Consider the following 19,301-nt stretch of genomic DNA (forward strand, 5'->3'; position numbering starts at 1 on the left):
ATTTTCTGTTGGAAATATACTTTGGCGCAAAATACAGATTCAGTTATTTGGAAGGAAAATAAAATAGCGGATAGCTTTTCCGCTATCCCTATATATGACAGCGGCCCGAAGCAATGCAACAGTTGCATTTGCAATCTAAAAAACTTATTTCGGTCGTGGAAAAAGGACAATATCATTAATTATGATGAGATTGAGTTAACGGGATACCGATTGGTCGATTCTTTGACCGATAGTCTGAAAATTCGTCAGTATTATGAGAGGATTGTTGATACCTCGAGTAGTTATTTTATTCAATACAGCGGCAATACAAAAATGCTGAAATTACTAAAGGCCGACACTCTGTCGAAGGAGTATGAAGAGGCATTGCAGTATATGCGAAATCAGTTAGCGTTGTCACTTACACTTAATAGTACTGTGTATGTTATCGACATGCGACTGAAAGATGGTACCAAAATTGAAAATTATGCTGTTTGTGATAAGGCTAAACGAAAGATTACCTATGATAATATGTTTTTTTATTTTTATTTATTTAGATGACGACTGGAATTAATTCCTATTCACCAGTTCTCTTTTACTATCTCCAACTCATTCTTATTTATTATAGCCGGGAAACGATATTATATCCGTTTTGAAAAAATATTTACGAGACATCCCCCCATTTCTTTCAGTTAACCGTCTTTATTGAAAAACCGGAATAATACGCGGGTATAGGATAGGTACTATATCGGATGAATTATAGTAATACCAATTTTAAATGAAAGGAGTTCGAAATATGATTTAGAATTATATCTATCAGAATAAAACCAGGAGCGGTTGCGACGCTCCCGGTTAATGTTGGCTTCTCAAAGTCATTCTGTTACTAACAATTATAACTTAATAAAACTAACATTCAAATGTATAAAACTTCTACGGCATTTCGCGGGCTTATAGCACTTTGCGTAATTCCAAAATTCATCAAGATAATGAAGCTTACTGCTATTTTATTAATAGCCTCACTAGTACAAGTGAGCGCCGCAAGTTTCGGGCAGAGAGTAAGTCTCTCTTTAAGACGGACTTCACTTGAAGATGTTTTAAAAGAAATTAAAGTACAGACAGGGTACAACATTCTGTATAACCCGGTAGTCCTTCGAAACACCAAGCCTGTAACGGTAAAGCTCGGAGATGCGCCGATTGAATACGCACTGGAAAAGTGTTTCGAAGGGCAGCCCGTAAGCTACACTATTGAACAGAAGACAATTATTGTTAAAAATAAGCCTGCGGATGCTGCCAATAAAATAGTTCGTGCAGAGGTGCCGAAGATTACTATAACCGGCACAATCAGGGATTCGGTAGGAACCTTACCCGGTGTGTCTATCGTCATTAAGGATACTAAACTTGGTACGAAAAGTGATGAAAACGGACGATTTGTGCTGGACGTTCCCAATGAGAATGTGGTGCTGGTCTTTTCTATGGTGGGCTATTTGAAACAGGAAGTTCCCGTTAGGGGAAGGGAAGTGTTTAACATCATGCTTAAGCCAGACACTAAAGGACTCGAGGAAGTTGTCGTTGTAGCCTTCGGAACGCAAAAAAGGACAGACATGATCGGATCGGTTACTTCCGTTAAGGTATCCGACCTTAAAATTCCGTCAAGTAACCTTACTAATGCATTAGCGGGACGGGCCGCCGGTATGATTGCTTTTCAGCGCAGCGGAGAGCCTGGGCGCGACAATGCCGATTTCTTTATTCGGGGGGTCACCACCTTTGGTTATAAAAACACTCCTTTGATTCTGATTGATGGCATGGAATTGACGACTACCGATCTTGCCCGCCTTCAGCCCGACGACATATCAAGTTTTTCTATCATGAAAGACGCTACGTCAACCGCGCTGTATGGTGCACGCGGAGCAAACGGTGTTATCCTGGTTACTACTAAACAGGGTGCGGTAGGAAAAGCACAAATTTCATTGCGTTTAGAAAATTCAGTGTCCGCTTCGGTAAAAGACATTGAACTGGCAGATCCTATTACCTATATGCTGCAGTCTAACGAAGCAATTCTAACACGTAACCCTTTAGGAACAACGCTTTATAGTGATGAAAAGATCGCAAACACTGCAGCTGGCGTTAATCCCATTGTTTATCCCGCAAATGATTGGCGGAAACTTATGTTTAAGGATTACGCGGTGAACCAGCGTGTAAACCTGAATGTAAGCGGCGGAGGAGATGTTGCCAGGTACTTCGTTTCGGGTTCCTTAAATAAGGACAATGGATTGTTAAAGGTAGATCACCGGAATAATTTTAATAATAATATAGACCTGAAAAGTTATTCGCTTCGATCCAATATCACCGTGAACCTGACTAAATCGACCGAAATGATCGTCCGTTTGAGCGGAAACTTCGATGATTATACCGGTCCTATGGACGGAGGCGCAGAAATGTACCGCAAAGTGATGCGTTCAAATCCGGTATTGTTTCCGATGTTTTACCCCGTGGATGCAGCGCATTCATATGTAAAACACATTATGTATGGCAATTTCGAAGAAGGAGGATATACTAATCCCTATGCTGACATGACCCGTGGCTATATGGATTATTCAAGATCATTGATGCTGGCGCAGTTAGAGGCAAAGCAGGATTTATCTGTTTTGACGAAGGGGCTCTCTCTGAGGGTAATGATGAACACTAACCGCGCATCTTATTTCGATGTTAAGCGCGAGTACAATCCTTATTTTTATTCACTCGCCGGCTATGATCCTTCGGCAAATACTTATTTTTTAAAGAATATTAACGAAAATACCGCTACAGAATATCTTGGCTACCGTGAAGGAGGAAAGACACTCAATTCCACGTTTTACATGGAATCCATGTTAAATTATAATGCTCAGTTCAAAAAGCACGGAGTTAGTGGATTACTGGTTTACATGATGCAGAATAACATTAACGCCAATGCAGGAGATCTTCAGCAATCACTGCCGTTTAGAAACCTGGGTTTATCTGGGAGAGCGACGTACAATTTTGATAGCCGTTACTATCTTGAATATAACTTTGGCTATAATGGATCGGAAAGGTTCGCTGAAAAAAATCGTTTTGGGTTTTTCCCGTCTGTGGGGATAGCATGGAGTGTGTCTAACGAAAAGTTTTTTGATAAAGTAAGGCCGGTTATCAACAACCTCCGGTTAAGGGCAACGTATGGTGTTGTTGGAAATGATGCCATCGGATCGCCTTCAGACCGGTTCTTCTATTTGTCTAATGTCGACATGAACGCCGGGGCAAGATACGCTGTTTTTGGAAACGGTCAGGGTGCATCATTTGGATTGAATGGAGTTAATATATCCAGATATGCAAACAGTGATATCACCTGGGAAAAATCCACAAAGACAAATCTAGCACTTGAACTTGGGCTGCTCAATAAATTAAAGGTAAATGCCGACTTCTACTCCGAACAGCGTAAGAATATCCTGATGAGACGTGAGGCCATACCTGTTACTATGGGTTTAACCGCAGATGTAAGGTCGAACGTCGGCGAAGCTTCAGGGAAAGGAATGGATATTTCTGCCGATTACCAGCAATCCATTAGTCGTGACTTCTGGTTTTCGGCGATGGGTAACTTTACGTATGCAAAAAGCAAGTATAAAGTTTATGAAGAGCCGGTATACGACGAAAAATACCGCAGCCGCATAGGCCATCCCATTTTCCAGGAGTATGGGTATATAGCAGAACGGCTATTTGTTGATGATGCCGAAGCAGCGAATTCCCCAAGGCAAAATTTTGGAGCCTATGGTGGAGGGGATATCAAGTACACTGATGTTAACCGTGACGGCCAGATTACGGAAGCAGACAGAGTGCCAATTGGAAATCCGAGATTACCTGAAATAGTATACGGCTTTGGCTTTTCAGCTGGTTATAAAAGCTTCGACCTTTCTGCCTTTTTCCAGGGTTTAGCTAACGAATCGTTTTGGATAGATGCTGCTGGTACCTCACCGTTCAATAATCAAACCCAATTACTGAAGGCTTACGCCGACAGCCACTGGTCTGAGGATTCGCGCGATGTATACGCACTGTGGCCCAGGCTAAGCCCCAATCTCAATAACAATAATAATCAAACCAGTACCTGGTTTATGCGCGACGGTTCATTCTTACGTTTGAAGCAGGTGGAAATTGGTTACAAAATTCCTCAAAGTATTCAAAAAAGGCTTCATGCCTCAGGTTTTCGACTCTATGTAAATGCCAGTAACCTGGTCAATATCAGCAAATTCAAGTTGTGGGACGTTGAAATGGGTGGAGACGGGCTCGGTTATCCTATTCAGCGTGTATTTAATATAGGTTTAAACATATCATTGAAGTAAATCAAAGTAGATTATGAGAAAATATCTTATATACGGGGGCTTTTTATTGGCATTTCTCGCCGTGCTCAGCTCCTGCAAGAAATTTTTAGATGTTGTTCCTGATAATGTAGCTACCATCGATAATGCCTTTACCATGCGTTCTCAGGCTATGAAATTTTTATTTACCTGCTATTCATTTATGCCCAGGACAGGCCAGCTGACGGACGACCCAGCTATGGTGGGTGGCGATGAGCTGTGGGAGATTCCAGAGCGGGCTGCTTACCTTGATTTAGCTAAGGGTTTTCAGAGCAAAGTAGGGCCTTTGGGCGACCGATGGACTTCCATGTACCAGGCGATCAGGGACTGCAATATTTTTCTGGAAAACATTGACAGGGTGCCTGATATGCAGGAAGTGGAAAGAGCTCGCTGGATTGGAGAGGTGAAGTTCCTTAAGGCGTTTTATCATTTCAGTTTAGTGAGGATGTATGGTCCGGTTCCTCTGATCAGGACGAACCTTCCGATCTCGGCAGATGTAAACCAGGTAAAAGTAATGCGTGACCCGGTGGATTCGTGCTTTAATTATATTGTACAACTTTTGGACGAAGCCATTCCGGGACTTCCAACAACGATAATTAGTCCCGGCACCGAAGCTGGCCGCATTACCCAGCCAATTGCGATGGCCTTAAAAGCCAGGGTACTTGTTACCGCGGCAAGCCCGTTGTTTAACGGTAACACCGATCAGGTTGGATTGAATAACCCTGACGGAGAGCCACTTTTTAACCAAACGTACTCCAAAGAGAAATGGGAAATTGCGGCTGATGCATGTAAAAAGGCCATAGATATGTGTGAATCACAGGGGATGAAACTGTATGTTTATAATCCCGCTTTTCAGCAATATGTGCTTACCGATACCATCGAAACACAGCTGAGTATAAGAAACAGTGTTACAGAAAAGTGGAACAGTGAAATCATCTGGGCTAATACCCAATCCAATACAGCTGACCTGCAACGATTGATCTCTACCTGGTGGGATCCCCGCTACCTTGACGGCGTTGTAACCAGAGGGGAATTATCGCCACCATTGAAAATTGCGGAAATGTTCTATTCGGATCATGGGGTCCCTATTAACGAAGACAAAACTTGGGATTACACCGGAAGATATGCTTTAAGAAAAGCAGGAAAAGACGACAGACTATATATCCGAAATGGCTATACCACAGTGGGACTGCATTTTGACAGAGAGCCGAGATTCTATGCTGACCTTGGTTTTGACGGTGGTATTTATTACGGACAGGGACATTATGACGATAAAGACGATATGAATCTGTTCTACCTGGAAGGAAAATTTAAACAGAGAAATGGAAAAGGAAAATATGGCTTCAATACCGTCACGGGCTATTACATTAAAAAACTGATCCATTTTCAGAATGTAGTGAATTCTTCAAGCGATTACTCTGTTGTTGATTATCCGTATCCGCTAATGCGTTTGTCTGATCTGTATCTCTTGTATTCGGAAGCACTGAATGAAGCACAGGGCCCCGGTCCGGAAGTATATAAATATATTGATCTTGTCAGAAAGCGCGCTGGGTTGGGCACCGTAACCTCATCATGGACTAATTATTCTACAAATCCCGCAAAATTTACAAATCAGGACGGGATGCGCGCGATCATTCATCAGGAAAGGTTGATAGAGCTGGCTTTTGAGTCGCAACGTTTCTGGGACCTGCGTCGTTGGAAAGAATCAGCCAGAGAATTGAATAATCCAATCAAGGGCTGGGACCTTTCGCAAACAACTGCCGCTTCTTTTTACCGGACAACTGTACTGTTTAATCAAACCTTTGGAACAAAGGACTATTTCTGGCCTATTGCTGACAATAATATCACCACCAACAGAAACCTGGTGCAAAACCTGGGCTGGTAAGCATCTGAAGAATTGATTATTAAATTAAAACAAAGAAATGAAAAGAATATATTTTATCGGAGGACTGTTGATTGTTTTTTTCTGGTTGGGGTGTTCAAAAGAAGGAAGACTTGACTTCATAGATGAGGATTTACCTGCTCCCTTGAACGTCAGTAATGTAAAGGTTTCTCCAACGCCGGGAGGAGCTGTACTTACATATAAGCTTCCGTCAGACCCGAACCTTTCTTATATAAAGGCTGTCTATGAAATTCAGCCAGGGGTATTCAGAGAAGCTAAATCATCACGATACACGGATACACTCCGGCTGGTAGGGTTTGGCGACACATTAAAACATGCGGTGAAAGTATTCAGCGTAGGGAAGAATGAGAAAGTCTCGGAACCTATATCGGTCGATGTCATCCCCAGGACACCCGCTGTCAGATCTGTGTTTGCTACTGCAGATTTTTCTTCAACTTTCGGAGGAGTAAGTGTTTCCTTTAAGAATCCGGATAAGGCAGAACTGTCAATTGTAGTAATGAGGGATTCAACTGGCAATAATACATGGACAAAGGTGGCCACTTTTTATACTGCTGCCGTGTCCGGGAACTTTGCTGCACGAGGTCTCGAATCTGAACCACAGAAGTTTGCCATGTTTGTCCGCGACCGCTGGAACAATAGATCGGATACGCTTTTCAAAACACTTACCCCTAAGTTCGAGGTGGAGATCCCAAAAACAACCTGGAGTGCCCTGGTGCTGCCAACAGACCAAACGGCGCTTGCCGAACCTGGGTTTGTTTTGAGTAATTTGTGGAATAAGGTAATCGGAATTCCGGGTACCGGTGCAAATTACGCCTCATCGAATAGCTCTACACTTCCTCAATGGTTTACGATTGACTTGGGTAAGAAAGTGCTGATGAGCAGATTTAAAATGTTTATGGACGCTGCCGACGGCCATTGTTATGTAGGCTCTGGCGTGAAAAGGTTTGAACTATGGGGTTCAAATTCTCCGGACACAGACGGTGGATGGACTCAATGGCAGCTGCTTGGAACATTTGAAACGTTTAAACCTTCTGGTTTACCCTTAGGTCAGGCAACCGCTGAAGATACGAATTACGCTTCGATCCTTGGCTGTGATTATGGGTTTGATAATCAGCCGCCTGCGGTACGGTACCTTCGGTGGAAAACGCTCGAAACCTATGCCAGCCCAGGACAGGTTGTTATAGCAGAAATCTCACTTTGGGGCCAGGTTGAACCCTAGTTACCTTACTAATGATCAGTGTAAATTTTATTATATTATGAAGAAGATATTCAGTAATACTATGATGATCGTGGTACTGTTCCTGGCATTTTGTGCTCTCCCGGGCTGTACAAAAATGGACAGTACTTATAAAGAGTTTGTTGTTCCGGGCGGCTTAACCTATGCGGGTAAAGCGAATTCGCCGAAAGTATACCCGGGATTCAATAGAGTAAAGATTGCCTGGGTGAGGGGCTCGGACCCTGATGTGATAAGCGCCCGGGTGTTTTGGAATAACTTTAGAGATTCGACAGTGGTGTCAATCCCCCCCACAGGGGATACTATCAGTGTCATTATTGATAATCTGCAGGAGAAAAGTTATTCGTTTGTAATCCGCACCTATGATAAAAAGGGCAATTCATCCATTCCAGTCGAAGCAATTGGTGGTTCTTACGGCGAGAAATACCAGTCGCAGTTGTTAACCCGGCCAGTGAACTCTACGCTAAGCGATACTAAAGGCAAGATTACCATTCAGTGGGGCGCTGCAGATATTTCTAATGGTGCATTCGCCTCGGAAGTTAAATACACCGATGTTAACGGAGACATCAGGTATCAAATGTTTCCTACAGATCTTCCGACTTCTGAAATTACTGGCCTTAAACCCAATACGGGCTACCAGTACAGGACCATGTTTAAGCCTGATTCGCTAAGTATCGATAGTTTTTATACAGCATATTCAGAGGCCGGATTCTTTAACTTTGATAAAAAAGACTGGCGAGTGATCAGTTATTCAGATCAATATTCAGATGGAGATAATGCTGCTGCTAACATTATTGATGGCACTGATGGGACGCGCTGGCATACGAATGGCTCTGCGTATCCGCACTATGCTACGATAGATATGGGGGCTGTACGTACAATTTCGCAGTTTGGTGTGTGGAGAACGCTTTTTGATACACCTAATGGTGATGACCGGGCGCCCACCCGTATTGAGTTTTTAATTAGCATGGACAATCAAAACTGGACAAGCCTTGGAGAATATGCTTTTAATAATTCAATTAACGGAGAGCAGGTGTTTCCAATATCCGGATCTCCTAAAGGCAGGTATTTTAAATTTGTGGGACTTAGGGGAAATAATCATTTCATGACGCTCGGAGAGATTAGTGCATACGGTTTTTAAGTTTAGTTTTTACATTTTGAATAGCACAAAAACACCAGAGCGTTATCTCCCTCTGGTGTTTTTGTGCTTAACTCTATAGTATATCTCATTTTATGCTTCTGCCTTGAATCAGCGGGTAGATTTTTTTAAAGAAATTAATCTATAAATTCTATAGACTAATAAATTTAATATAAATTTACACCCTGCAAATTTTCAAAATCCACAAACGGAAGTAGAAACAATGAGTGAGATACATCTTAATGGCGAAATACGTGGCGACCAGGGATTCAAAATACTGGTTGTAGGTAAGTGTGCTGAAGCCGCAAAAGCCATTTTATCTTTGAGAAAGAACAGAGAGGTCAGGGCTGATATATTACATCAGCAGGGAGACGGGTCCGTTCCGGGTTTTGATGAAGGATTAAATGGCGTTGATGCGTTAAAAGAAGATCTCACGCCCGAGCTGATCGGCCGGTATGATCTGATCCTGATTAAGAGCCCGGGTACTGCTTTCACAAGAGATATTATAAGGCTTGCTAAAGAAAAAGATGTTTGGGTATCTGTTGTTGGGGAAGATGCTATAGCGCCAAAGGCGCAAAGTATTATTTCCGGAGAGAGGTATTGGAGAAAAGTAGCAAAGAGATGTCTTTTTGCACTTGCCTTTGTACTTACAGGACATGTCATTTCTTCTTATTATCCTTTACACGATTTGTTAAGTGCAGGTAAGTCGTTAGGCGAAAGCCTGAATCTGGATGCTGCATTCGGCTGGATGCTTCTGGCGGGTTTTTTGGCGCAGATAGTTGATGGTGCTCTTGGAATGGGATATGGTGTAATTTCTACTACTATGCTTCTTTCCACCGGCCTTAATCCTGCTGCAATCAGCGGAAGTATCCATACCGCAGAAATGTTTTCGAGTGGTGCTTCGGGCTTTAGTCATTACAGATTTGGTAATATCAACAAGAAGTTGTTTAAAACGCTGTTATTACCCGGAGTTTTGGGCGCGGTTGGCGGTGCATTGCTGCTTTCTTATCTGGGGGAAGAATATGGTAACTGGCTGCGACCGGTATTATCGCTTTACACTCTTCTGCTCGGTACCCGCATTCTCATAAATGCTTTTAAGAAAAAGAATGAATCAAGAAAGGTAAAGCATGCGGGCTGGTTAGCCGGAGCGGGTGGTTTTCTGGATTCCTTTGGCGGGGGTGGATGGGGCCCCCTGGTAACCAGTACACTCATTGCAAAAGGGAAAACACCGAGATATATTATTGGCACCGTGAGCTTAACGGAATTTTTTGTTACCCTGGGCAGTGCTTTAACCTTTTTTGTTATTCTGGGCACGAGTCATATTGAAACGATAGCAGGATTGATTATCGGGGGACTTATTGCGGCTCCTATAGCTGCCCGGCTCACAGGTAAACTGAATACGAAATCGATGTTTATCGGCGTAGGCGTACTGGTAATAGCGACTAGTTTGCGCACTATTATCAAGACAATCAGTAACTTACTGTAGGCGGTTTCTTCTCTCACTTAAACCTATATGATGGTCTTGTCGTTTTGCTGCCCAACCCATACATTTGAGCAAAATGAGCAACCAAAGGATAACCATTTATGACATTGCTAAAGAGTTAGGAATATCAGCAAGTTATATATCAAAAGCTCTTAATGGTAAGCCGGGTGTCAGCAAACAGGTACGCGAACTTGTTTTGCAAACAGCTGCAAAGATGAACTATAAGAATAATATCTATGCGGCTAATCTGCGCCATGGGCACTCACGAACGATAGGTGTTATAATCCCTCATATCAACCAGAGTTTTTTTTCGGATGCTATTGCGGGGATTGAACTGGCATGCTCGGAGAATAACCATAACCTGATAATATGCCAGTCTCACGATTTATCTGAACTGGAAGCCCGGGCCATAGAATCTTTAATTCGTTATAATGTTGATTGTATCCTGATCTCTGTTTCTGCAGAAACGGAATCACCTGCCTTGCTTGAGCAGATTATCAGTCATAATATCCGGCTGATCCAGTTTGACAGGGTGATCGAATCAGTTGATAGTTATAAAGTTCTTAATGATAACCGCGAAATCTCTTATAACGCGGCAGTATGCCTGATAAAAGAGAAATTCAGTAAAATCGCTTTCATCGGAGGCCCTCCTGCTGTAAACGTTTTCCGGGACAGGAAGGAGGGATATTTAAAAGCCATGAAGGACTTCTCTTTAAATGTACCTCCAAACTTTATCGTCGAAGGAAGATTAGGCAAGGAAAAGGCCTGTGAAACGGCAATCCAGTTGTTAAGTCTTAGTGATCCCCCGGATGCTTTTTTTACAGTATCTGACCATCAGGCGCTCGGTGTGGCTATGGCTCTCAAAAAGTTAAATATAGATAAAAACAAAGTGGGGCTGTTCGGATTTGCGAATGAAAGTTTTGGAGAGCTTTTAAGTCCTTCGCTTTCTTCAGTTGATCAGAAAAGCACCGCCATGGGATATGAAGCCGCCATGCTTTACTTTAGTGAGATGCTCAATGGTAAGGAGCTTGTTAAAGCCAGCAAAACAAAGATTATCGAAAGCGAACTAGTTATCCGGGAGAGCTCTAAAAGGATGCATCAGGCATAATCCAGAAGATGCATCCTTTTTAAATTTGCTTTTTTAATTCTAAAGTTCCACTATGGCCTTTATTACACCTGTTGCGGGATTGAGCCAGCTTTCAAACTGTTCTTTAACGCTGTCAAAATTAACCCTGTGCGTGATGTAGGTTTTTGGATCCACAAGGCCTTGTTTCATGGAGGAGATGACATGTTCGAAGTCTTCCCGCGTGGCGTTGCGGCTGCTCATTAATGTTCCTTCTCTTTTATGAAATTCGGGATGGCTGAACGAAATTTCACCTTTTTGCAAACCGATGAGTACAAAACGGGCGCCATGGGCCATGTATTGAAAAGCATTATTAATTGCCTTCTGACTACCAGTAGCATCAATCACTACAGTAGGCATGTCGCCGTTTGTAATTTCCCACAGTTGCTCAGTAACGTTGGGAGAAAGGGCGTTAACGGTATGCTCCACTTTCAATCGGTCCTTACAGAACTGGAGGCGTTCGTTGTTGATATCGAGGGCGATCACATTACCGCCTGAAATACGTGCGAATTCCATTGTTCCCAGTCCTATCGGTCCCGCGCCAATCACTAGAACAAACTCACCTTTCTGCACGCCTGCCCTGCGAACTCCATGCGCACCGATAGCCAGAGGCTCAACTAAAGCAAGCTCATCAAAAGTTAGTCCTTCTCCATGAAGCAAAGATGCAGAAGGTACAGACAGGTATTCGGCCATGCCTCCGTCAACGTGTACTCCACAAACGTTTATATCCGTACAGCAGTTAGGTTTGCCGTTCCTGCAGGCCACGCATTTACCGCAATTAAAATACGGTATAAAGCTAACGCGTTCTCCTGTTTCAAACCCTTCGGCTGCGTCAGCCTCGACGAGTTCGCCTGCAAGTTCATGACCAAGAATCCGCGGATAGCTAAAAAACGGCTGTGTTCCCTCGAATGCATGGAGATCAGTTCCGCATATCCCTATCCTTTTGATTTTTATTATTGCTTTTCCCTCCTCCAGAACCGGCTTGTCTTTCTCACAATAATCAAACTGTCCTGGTGTTGTACAAACTAAAGCTTTCATGTATATATTCTTAAAATATTTTATCGATGTTCCAGTGCAGGCATCAATTTATATGTCTACAAATAATTATATTCTTTTGAGATTAGCCCTTTTTCTTTCATAGCCTTCCAGAATGGCGCTGGGACTACCTCATAGGCCATTCCTATATTTTCTTTTACTCTTTTAGGATTTGTAGTATTTAACGCAATGCTTACAACTCCCGGTGCACTCAGTGCAAACTGTACGCATGCAGTAGCAGGTTTTATGTTAAACTCCCGGCATAATTCAAAAAACTCATCCCTCCATTTAAATATCTCTTTATGCTCGTTGGCATCTGGTTTAATTAGTTTATAGTCGTAATAGTCGCCTCCGGTAAGGAATCCAGCATGAAAAACAGCGGAATTGATAATCTTAACTCCATCCAGTTTTAGTTTTTCCATGAAATTGAGCAGTTCGGGCGGATGATTTTTAATTGTCATGCTGTTGGCAATCATTACCCAGTCCAGCTTGATATCTGCATATATCCTCTCAATAGCTTTCCAGCTCTTTGCTCCAACTCCTACCAATACCTGATGAGTTTTTTTCAGACTTAAGAGGGCTTTATACGCTTCCAGGATATCCTGATATAACTTATCCTCTTCGGCAGAGGTTCGGGCAATAGCGAGGTATTCGTCGGGATCGTGAACTGATATTAATTGAGGAGTATATTTTCCTAGTAATAGGTTTCCTTGCCTGAAGCATTCCAGGATTCCTTCGTAGCTGATTTTTTGTACAGCGTCAAATTTAAGGTCTTTCCATACTCCTGGCTCGAAAGTTGGTTCGGGAGTCTTCAGATTTGTTCGGTACCAGCCCAGCTTGTTACTGATGATAACTGATTCGGGCGATACATTTAAGTTGTCAAGACAATTACCCAATGATTCGAGTGCGAGTCCGGCGCCATATTTGCCTGCCGAGTCAAATACAACTGTTCCCTGCGAATTTCTAACACACTCACCTACAATTTCTTCTTTTACCTCATAAGGGAGTGCTGTGTACAAATTCCCAAGGGCACTTGTCCCAAAAATTACCCTTGGCAGAGTAATATCTTTCTGTTTTGTATGTGGTGTCATTAATGAGCTGTTGAAAGTTTAATGTTCTTTACATTGATATTCTTCAACGCAAAGTAGAAGATCACCAGGAAGCATGCAGCTGGCACCAGGTAAGCTATCTGGATATTGCTGATGTCGGAAACAGCTCCCATAATTACCGGAAAAATGGCGCCGCCTACAATAGACATGATCAGCAGGGAAGAACCTTCCTTGGTTTTGGTACCGAGGCCCCGTATTGCCAATGAGAAGATAGTCGGGAACATGATTGACATGAAGAACTCAACGCCAACAAGCGCATATACCGAAAACTTGCCATGACTCAGAACGGCTGTTATCAGCAGGACTATGTTTAAAATGCTGTAGATAGCCAGTAACTTAGCAGGAGATATGAAACGCATCAGCGCGGTTCCTATAAATCGCCCCACCATAAATCCTAACAGAGCTCCTGACAGGAAGTATGCTGCCGATTTCTCCTGTATGCCAGCAACTCTTTCGGAGAAGCGGATGAAGAAACTGCTTACGCACACCTGTGCGCCTACGTAAAAAAACTGGGCTACTACTCCCGCCATCAGGTTTTTCTCTTTAAATATAGAGCCTTCTACTTCCATAGAGTCATCTTCGGCGATTTCGGGAAGCGATGTCCTCCATAATAAGATAGCGATAACCAGAACTACGACACCTATAATAATAAAGGGCGTTTGAACCGAAGTGGCTTCGTGATTAAGATATTGATTTAACTGTTCGGCCGACATGGCTTTTTCTTCAGCGGCAGACAGCGATTTGCCCGATAAAATATACGTTCCGCCAATTAAGGGTGCCAGAAATGCTGCCAGACCATTAAATGATTGCGCAAAGTTTAACCGTTGGGTTGAACTTTCGGGACTGCCCAATACAGTAACGTAGGGATTAGCCGCAGTTTCGAGGAAAGTAAGTCCGCTGGCAATAATAAACAATGCAACGAGGAAGAAAGCATAATCGCGGGTAGCTGCAGCCGGATAAAATAAGAATGCCCCGGCAGAGAAAAGCAGTAGTCCAAGTATTATTCCTCCTTTATACCCATAGCGTTTCATAAATCTGCCAGCAGGGATTGCCAGAAGGAAGTAGGCGATATACGACGCGGAATCAATAAACGCAGACTGGCTGTCGGATAGCTGACAAGCCTTTTTTAAATGGGGTATGAGAATAGGATTCAAATTCAATGCAAAGCCCCACAAGAAGAACAGCGATGTAATTAGAATAAACGCAAATTGTTGCTGGTTTAATTTAGGCATAGTTGATTTATAAAAAATGTTTTCAAACAAAAGTATGATTTGGAAATCGATTTCCAAAATGCCTCGTGTGTTTTTATTTTTGATTGTTAATGGTCGTTTAGTATAGATAAGTGAGTGTATCTGTGTGTGTTACTCAGAGTTTTACATCGGTTAGTACTGGATAATGATCTGACAGCTTTTTCTTGATTATTTGATGATTTAAAACTTCAAATTCAGGACTTACAAGAATATGATCAATCTGGTATTTTAGGAAACCTTTATAATATGTCACCGGAAATATGCCATGACCTTTCTCTGCAAAGGTGTTTTTCAAACCCCTGGCCATTGAATGGAAAGCATATGATGACGGAGGGTCGTTAAAATCGCCGCAGATAATATAAGGGTATGGGCAGGTGGACGCATGTTCTTTTACCAGTTTAACCTGGCTGCTTCTTTCCAGGAACGCACGTTTTAACTGGCCGGCAATTTTTTTCGATGGGCGTATATTTCGTTCTTTGCCTTTTACAAAACTATCTATGTAGCTTAATTGCTGTGATTGAAGTTTTATAGATTCAAGATGTACCGCATAAACCCGTAGTGTTTTTCCATCTTTAAGAATGTCGGTAAAGATGCACTGGTTGCCGCTCGGTTCGATGGAGAACGCAATCATTCCCGTCCGGAGTATAGGATATTTCGAAAAAATGGCCATTCCCCTCGTTTCACCCTCCATTGGTTGAAAGAAGGCATACCTCTTTTTTAGGAATGCTTTAATTTTGTTCATCCCTTTAGTGGCATCATTATCTTGTCCTGTGTAAAACTCCTGTATGCAAATAACATCGGCTTCGGTACCATTTATAGTGGCAAGCATTTCTTGCTGCGATTCGGCAAGAGGCCTTAGATATATATCCTGAAAGTAATGGATGTTCCAGGTTAGCAGGCGAATGGTTTCCGGATCTTTTGATTCTATTGCGGATGCTGATCTGAGACCAAATGTATCAGTCATGACGTTCCAGCCGAGAAGTATTGCAATCAAAGGAATAAGGAAAGTGATTTTTCGTCTCAAACTATGAAAGATCAACAGCAACAGGTTTAACAGAAAAAGAGGAACGTAAGCAAGCCCAATAAAAGCCGATGGCCAAAATACCTGCGGTGAGATATACCTGGCTGTTTCACTGCTAACAAGAGCGAGGGATGCAATGATGGTTAACAGTAATGTAATCCTTATTATTAAATTATTAAGTTTGTATCTTATTGCCATGTAATTTGCAGCTTTTTCAATAACGCGCAGGTATCTTTGTAAAGATGCAATATTATTTTCGAATGACGTAAAAAATACATAATCAGATCGTATGGTGGTATACCTGACTACTTTAATGGCAGAGTATTTTGTTATGGCTGATGAAAGCTTGGTGATATCAGGCGACTATTAACTGTTCAGCGAAATACCGGTTGAGTGCGTCGTCGAGGCAGGGAAGGAGGTCTCCCCGGGTACTTCGAAGAGCACTGTAGATGGGACGCATGGCCCTGAAATCCATTTCTGCAGCGGAGATCGGGATGATAAGGGCTGGATCTCCGCCGCTTCTTTCAGAAATCTGAGCAGCAAGATCAAACCAGCTAAGGGCAACATCATTTGCCAGATGCCATATCCCTTTTTCATCATCAATTAATAAGTCGAGACATACATTGACTAAATCAGGGACGTACGTCGGCGAGATAATAATATCATTTACTGCCCTAAAAGGGATCCTTTTTTTTACGGCGTTGTGAACTTCTGAGACAAAATTGTACTTATCCCAGGGACCAAAAAAAGCGCTTGTTCTGATGATGAGCGCGTCAGGGCAACTTTGGAGAACAGCCTGTTCCGCCTTCGCTTTACTTAACCCATAATTATTCAGCGGGTTTACATTATCATCTTCAATGTAGGGAATGTTTTTTCGGCCATCGAAAACAAGATCAGAAGAAAATGTCATTAGTTTTATTCCGTACTTGTTGCAAAGTGCGGCGAGGTGGCCAGGACCGGTTGTGTTGCTAAGAAAACAGTTTAATTCGTCGTCTTCAGCTTCATCTACTCTTACGAATCCGGCGGTGTTAATTATGGCCCAGGGTTTCACCTCCCGTATCAGCTTTTCCATTCCGGCAAGATCGGTGATGTCGAATTCCTGTCTTCCCGATAGCTTATAATCTATATCCCTCAGTTTGCATATTCTGGCAAAAGCATTTCCAAGAGTTCCGGTTTTTCCTACAATTAAAAGCGGAGGGATATTACGTTGGTTGGTTATATTCTCTATTTTAATGGGATCGTGGTTGTAAATAATCCGCGTGTCCTTTTTCCACCATCCCGGTCTTTCAGTGACTGGATGATTGTATTTTTCTTTTTTGGAGAGAGACCTGATCATCTTGCATAAGGCTGTTGGGCGGGGCCTTCCTGATCGTACGTCGTAAATTCCGGGCTCGTATTCTCCATTAGGACGTGTAAGCAGCTTGTTCCAGCCAAAGGAACCAAGCATCGCCCATGTGGTAACAGCCCTGAGATCAATCTTTTCATCTTCAAGTTTAATGGCCGACTTCCAAACAGAATCGAACCACCGCAATTGTTCTTCCCTTGTGCAATGGAGATGCACCTCCGTTATTGCCATTGGCAAATGATACCGCTCCCATGCTTCTTTAAGAAGATTGTAAGGGCCTGACATTTCTGTACCTGCAACTCTCACGGCCTCTACATCGGCATAGCGGTGAAAATGATTGCCTCCATGCGTATGAGAAGGATAATGTTCAACTCGTTCATCCAGGAATCGCTCAGATGTTACGTAGTGGTTAAAACCGATAATATCAGGGGGGCATGGATTTTCGAGAAAGAAACCGAGATCCCTATCGTTAATGCCGGCACGTTGCAGGTAGCTCCACAGGGGATGCTTACTGTGTACTTTTCCGCATAGCAGATCGATCGAAAGCCACCGGCGGGTGTTTTCAAAATCGGCCTGATATTTCAATAAGGGAGTACTGTGTATTTTTCCGAGATCTTCGGTCTGTACCAGGATAGCCCCGGGGTTGATCTTCCTGATTTCCCTCATTGCCAGCACTGTAGCTTTACACTCGTTGATAAGTATCCGGAGAAAACTGTTATCGCTGCTTTCGTGGGGGTACCAGTGCCCGTATAAACCACAGAAGCGGGCTGTGGTAAGCGGTTCGTTTATAGGGGTGTAGTATTTGATCCATGGAAACTTGGCTGCCGTTTTTGTTGCAAAGCCCGCTAATCCTTTGGGAAAGGAGTCGTCCGTCATTTGTACATAAGCCGGGCCGCTTCCATGATGTACCAAGCCGGCGATGGGATCTATGCCCAGCTCCTTTATTTTAAGCAGTCTTTTTTCAGTGTCCGACCAGTTAATATCAATATCCGCTTCCGGCAGGTGCCTTTCCCATAGCACCGGATACCGGATCTTGCTGATGCCAAGATCGGCAAAAAGTTCAAGATCCTCCGTTCTGTTGTAGTGGCCAGAGTAGTCGAGCTGATCTAAATATAGATTGCCGACTCTGTTAATGGTACATTCTATACCTCCCCAGAGTTCCATAGACTTTTGTAAATGTGATTTCCTGAATAAGCGTCGACTTAACTTGCGATAGAAATCTTGTCTTTGTTTTGCATCGTATCAAGCATAAGCTTCTGCATTGCTTTGCAGGTAATATCCCAGGAATTCTGAGCGAGAAAAGCATCTACTCTTTTTAACCATTCTGTTTTTCTTTTCGATTGAAGTTCGTTTTCTATTGCTTCAACAAACTCTTCCACGCTCGAAGCAATCGATACAAGCTTATTCTTGCCATACGGATTTACAACGTCTCTGATGGGTGATGATACTACAGGGATGCCTGCAGCAAGATATTCAGGTGTTTTGGTCGGGCTTATATAGCGGGTAGAGTCATTCAGCAAGAACGGTATCAGGGCAACATCCCAGCCAGATAAGTAGCCAGTGAGCTCCTGATAGCTTTTTTGATCAAGATAGTGTATATTACTCTGTTTAGGGAGTATGGCGGGGTCGATTTTAACTACAGGCCCAATTAGTATCAACTGCCATTCTGGTTTTGCTTTTGCGATGCTCCTGATTAGTTCTATATCAAAACGTTCGTCTATTACCCCGTAGAATCCGATTTTCGGGCCGGTAATGGTAATCTGATCCTCTGGTTCAATACGGGTTTTTCTTGCTTTTTCGAAATGATTTTTATCGATGCTGCTCGGAAAAGGATAGATGTTTGAATGCTGGTTCTTCTTAGCTTCGTAAAGTGAATTTCCGCCAGTGAACACGATATCGGCATTTTGCATCAGCTTCTTTTCGAGATCTTTTATCTCTTTAGGTGCGAACTTAAACGCAGACAGCTCGTCCATGCAGTCGTATATCGTTAACTTAGGGCTATATTTCGCTGAAAACTCCAGCGCCATCGGGGTATAATACCAAAATGCAAAGTCCTCCAGGTCTTTATTCTGGAAGTATTTATCAAGCAGTTGGGTTAACAGGGCGTTTGTTTGCTGTTTGCTGATTTTCGCAGGCAAATGGGGAACACATAACCATAGGTTATCCAAACGCTTTGAGAACGCTAAATATGCTTCGTTATTTGAATCATGTATCGGCTCCTCCATAAAATATACATTACAGAAGTTTGCCATTCTTGTTAGTAAATGTTGCGGGCGTTGAAATACAAAATCCCAGCGTAAGTGCGAAAAGCACATCAAATTTT

The 19,301-nt window shown here is 42.8% G+C and carries 13 protein-coding genes; 7 read left to right on the forward strand and 6 right to left on the reverse strand.

Features of this window, described 5'->3' with window-relative positions; all coding sequences use genetic code 11:
• The first annotated feature begins 312 nt into the window (after positions 1-312).
• The 7 genes from BDE36_RS23940 (at position 313) to BDE36_RS02775 (ending at position 11,203) form a co-directional block, all read left to right on the forward strand.
• Positions 313-537 (forward strand): hypothetical protein, encoded by a 225-nt coding sequence (locus tag BDE36_RS23940; RefSeq protein WP_128767948.1) that lies wholly within the window; start codon positions 313-315, stop codon positions 535-537.
• A 356-nt stretch (positions 538-893) separates the two neighbouring features.
• A complete protein-coding gene (locus BDE36_RS02750; protein WP_235904381.1) occupies positions 894-4,322 on the forward strand; it encodes a TonB-dependent receptor in 3,429 nt (1,142 codons plus the stop codon).
• A 13-nt stretch (positions 4,323-4,335) separates the two neighbouring features.
• Entirely contained in the window at positions 4,336-6,222 is a 1,887-nt protein-coding gene (locus BDE36_RS02755) for a RagB/SusD family nutrient uptake outer membrane protein (protein WP_141813652.1), read from the forward strand.
• Between the two features lie 37 nt (positions 6,223-6,259).
• Positions 6,260-7,459, forward strand: coding sequence for a DUF5000 domain-containing lipoprotein (locus tag BDE36_RS02760; protein WP_141813653.1), 1,200 nt, complete (start codon positions 6,260-6,262; stop codon positions 7,457-7,459).
• A 37-nt stretch (positions 7,460-7,496) separates the two neighbouring features.
• A complete protein-coding gene (locus BDE36_RS02765; RefSeq protein ID WP_141813654.1) occupies positions 7,497-8,615 on the forward strand; it encodes a DUF4998 domain-containing protein in 1,119 nt (372 codons plus the stop codon).
• A gap of 220 nt (positions 8,616-8,835) precedes the next feature.
• A complete protein-coding gene (locus BDE36_RS02770) occupies positions 8,836-10,098 on the forward strand; it encodes a sulfite exporter TauE/SafE family protein (RefSeq protein ID WP_141813655.1) in 1,263 nt (420 codons plus the stop codon).
• Between the two features lie 73 nt (positions 10,099-10,171).
• Positions 10,172-11,203, forward strand: coding sequence for a LacI family DNA-binding transcriptional regulator (locus BDE36_RS02775; RefSeq protein ID WP_128767943.1), 1,032 nt, complete (start codon positions 10,172-10,174; stop codon positions 11,201-11,203).
• Positions 11,204-11,242: 39 nt separating this feature from the next.
• Here BDE36_RS02775 and BDE36_RS02780 read toward each other — a convergent pair whose 3' ends face one another.
• The 6 genes from BDE36_RS02780 to BDE36_RS02805 form a co-directional block, all read right to left on the reverse strand.
• Positions 11,243-12,256 (reverse strand): zinc-binding alcohol dehydrogenase family protein, encoded by a 1,014-nt coding sequence (locus tag BDE36_RS02780; RefSeq protein WP_141813656.1) that lies wholly within the window; start codon positions 12,254-12,256, stop codon positions 11,243-11,245.
• A gap of 56 nt (positions 12,257-12,312) precedes the next feature.
• The gene (locus BDE36_RS02785; protein WP_141813657.1) at positions 12,313-13,344 is read right to left on the reverse strand and encodes an aldo/keto reductase; all 1,032 of its coding nucleotides are present in this window, start codon (positions 13,342-13,344) and stop codon (positions 12,313-12,315) included.
• A complete protein-coding gene (fucP, locus tag BDE36_RS02790; protein ID WP_141813658.1) occupies positions 13,344-14,594 on the reverse strand; it encodes an L-fucose:H+ symporter permease in 1,251 nt (416 codons plus the stop codon). The genes BDE36_RS02785 and fucP overlap by 1 nt, the downstream gene beginning before the upstream one ends.
• A gap of 133 nt (positions 14,595-14,727) precedes the next feature.
• Entirely contained in the window at positions 14,728-15,831 is a 1,104-nt protein-coding gene (locus BDE36_RS02795; RefSeq protein WP_141813659.1) for an endonuclease/exonuclease/phosphatase family protein, read from the reverse strand.
• Between the two features lie 157 nt (positions 15,832-15,988).
• Positions 15,989-18,142, reverse strand: a complete 2,154-nt coding sequence (locus BDE36_RS02800; protein ID WP_141813660.1) for a family 1 glycosylhydrolase — start codon at positions 18,140-18,142, stop codon at positions 15,989-15,991.
• A gap of 38 nt (positions 18,143-18,180) precedes the next feature.
• Positions 18,181-19,230: a glycosyltransferase gene (locus BDE36_RS02805; RefSeq protein WP_235904380.1), complete on the reverse strand. Its 1,050-nt coding sequence runs from the start codon at positions 19,228-19,230 to the stop codon at positions 18,181-18,183.
• Positions 19,231-19,301: the final 71 nt, after the last annotated feature.

Origin of the sequence: Arcticibacter tournemirensis (assembly GCF_006716645.1) — a bacterium.
Lineage (GTDB): Bacteria > Bacteroidota > Bacteroidia > Sphingobacteriales > Sphingobacteriaceae > Arcticibacter > Arcticibacter tournemirensis.